At 58.9% G+C, this 2,502-nt stretch carries 2 protein-coding genes and 1 pseudogene; 1 reads left to right on the plus strand and 2 read right to left on the minus strand.

The window, feature by feature from the left end; translation table 11 throughout:
* Nucleotides 1-352: hypothetical protein (locus DOM36_RS20375; RefSeq protein WP_198651351.1), on the plus strand; the 352-nt coding region annotated here is incomplete at its 5' end.
* Nucleotides 353-452: 100 nt separating this feature from the next.
* Here DOM36_RS20375 and DOM36_RS19885 read toward each other — a convergent pair.
* Nucleotides 453-1,808, minus strand: coding sequence for a tetratricopeptide repeat protein (locus tag DOM36_RS19885; RefSeq protein ID WP_075571348.1), 1,356 nt, complete (start codon nucleotides 1,806-1,808; stop codon nucleotides 453-455).
* Between the two features lie 413 nt (nucleotides 1,809-2,221).
* Nucleotides 2,222-2,502, minus strand: a pseudogene (locus DOM36_RS19890) (hypothetical protein); the annotation flags it as partial.

Below are 2,502 nucleotides of genomic sequence, written 5' to 3' on the forward strand. Positions count from 1 at the left end.
GCATCGTGTTCAAGGGTCGACTCTGCTGCTTTCCAGCGTCCCGCGCCCGTTCGTGCCCTCTCGCCGTGTTCTGCCGCTGCTGGCCTGCCTCTTCTTCGCCCTGCTGGTGACCGACTGTTCCAGCGGTCCGGTCATGACCACTTTCCCGAGCGGAAGTCCGGAGGCACGGGTCGAACAGACGGCGCGCAAGACCAACTGGGGCCATCTGCCGGGCTGGAGCCGGGATCAGCCGATGGCGGCCGTCAACAGCCGCGGCGCGGCCTTGAACCGCCTGTTGGCTGTAAACGGCATCCAGAAATGGTCCAGCGTGACGGCATTGCGCCCCCTACTGGTTTCGAAGTGGTTCCTGTGATTTACCCATGTTGTGCCTTGCGGCTGAGCACGGCTCACACGCTTGACAAGATCCGGTCTGTCTGGTTTTCGCGCCGGCTGCAGCCAGGCAGGACTATGGTTTACATGCGAAGCGCGCTTGAACTGTGCCCGACAGTCAGGGCGCTCACCACCTGCGTAAGCTGTTGCCGGGTCGCTTCCGTCGGGCGCTGCGCCAGGCGTTCGTTCAAAAGCGCCCTGGCAAGCGTCAAGCGACCGGCGCGTTCAGCAGCAACGATCAATGTCTGATTGATAATGTCGCGCTGTGCATGACTGCCGCCAATGCGGGTTGCGTCGTAGCGCAGCGGTAAAAGCAGATCCACACAGCGATGGTAGCTGCCATCGGCGAAGGCGAGCACCGCTTCGATGATGTCGCGACCGATGCTGCGCGTAATGCGATGATTGTCGCCCATGCCTTCCCGGTCGTAGCGGTCGAGCGAGGCGCGAAGACGCATTGCATCGTCAGCGTCCGGGCTGCGTGCCGCGCAAAAGGCGATATGCAGGTCATTGAACACCAGAACATGCTCATCGACATGCGTCATCCATTGCCTGGAGATATCCCGCCAACGCTCCCCGACATTGCCGCCGGCAAGTTCGATGCGCCACAGAAGCGAGGCCGCATCGACGAGATCGAGAATGGCGTCACCGGCGATCGTCGGTTGAACGAATCTGTCATAGCTGGCCAGCACTTCGGCGAAGCGGCGCTGCTCGATCAGGTAAAGTGCCAGATGCCAGCCATTATGGGCGGCAAGCGCATGCGCCTTGCTCCATGCCGGCTGGGAATTGCGCAGGAAGCTTATGCCTTCCTCCTGGCGGCTTTCGGTCTCCAGCACATGGGCGATTGCGTGGACCGCCCATCCATCTTCCTCGTTGATCTCGATTGCCCGGTAAGCCGCCGTTTCCGCCTGGCGCAACTCGCCGCATTCTTCAAGGCCGAAGGCATATTGCCCAAGCACATAGCCATAGCCTGGGTCGTTCTCGCTCCAATAGGGCAAGACCCGCGCGACAGAATCGCGGATCGTCTGCGAGGCACCCAGGTAGAAATAGGTGTCGTGACAGAAGCGCAGCGCAAGCGCATCGCGAGGATTGTCGAGCAGAATGTCTTCCCAGGTTGTCGTAGCCCGGATCATTTCACCGTCTGCCCACGCCTTTGCCGCCTCCAGATGTTGGAGTTCGCGCAGATTTGCCTCCCCAATCGCGCGCTGTGCGCCCTCAAGGGCCTCGACAACCATGGGATTTTCCCGGGTAAAACCGCTGAGCAGCAGAAGGGACGCAGACGCGCTGTAGCCGAGGGAGAATTTCGGATCCGCCTTGGCGGCATCCATCAGCAATGCAACCGGATCGCCCTTCCATGCATAATAATCGTTAACTGCAGTGTTCAGCGCATCGACGCTGTCGCTGCTTGCTGTAACACTGAGCCCATATACGTCTGTGGCCATTTGATCTTTTCCTTTATTTAATTATTTTATGCCGCAAGTCTGCATGTTTGCAGCGCTCCAACCATAGCGGAAGTTCTCAAGCGCGGCGTTGCAATGGAGCTTTAGTGAAACTGAAAAAGCCAACTAAGGGAAGCTGATGAACCCAATTGCGGTCACGCTGAGGGCCAGAAGCGTGATTGTGGCCATTTGATCTTTCCCTTTATTTAATTATTTTATGCCGCAAGTCTGCATGTTTGCAGCGCTCGAACCATAGCGGAAGTTCTCAAGCGCGGCGTTGCAATGGAGCTTTAGTGAAACTGAAAAAGCCAGCTAAGGAAAGCTGATGAACCCAATTGCGGTCACGCTGAGGGCCAGAAGCGTGATGATGGAGAGGAGGCCGGCCGTCAGAATGCGTCCTCCGGCAGACATGATTGTCAGCAGATTGACCGAAAGCCCCAATGCCGCCATCGAGATAAGGTGGTGTTGCCCTCCACCGCGTTGATGTAGCCGGAAAGCACGGCATCGACATCGTCGAGCCCGACCAGGGATTCGACGCCATCGAGCACGTTTCTGAGGTGGTCGGGGCTGAAGACATCGCCGGTGAAGGCGCCGTAGCCGGTGTGGTTGGAGAACTGGACGGTGTTGATGGCGGTGACTTCCAGCCCCAGCCGCTGCAGCGGGAAAACCGCGCCACGATTGCCGACGTAGCCATAGG

It is taken from the genome of Salinicola sp. CPA57 (assembly GCF_003206035.1).
Lineage (GTDB): Bacteria > Pseudomonadota > Gammaproteobacteria > Pseudomonadales > Halomonadaceae > Salinicola > Salinicola socius.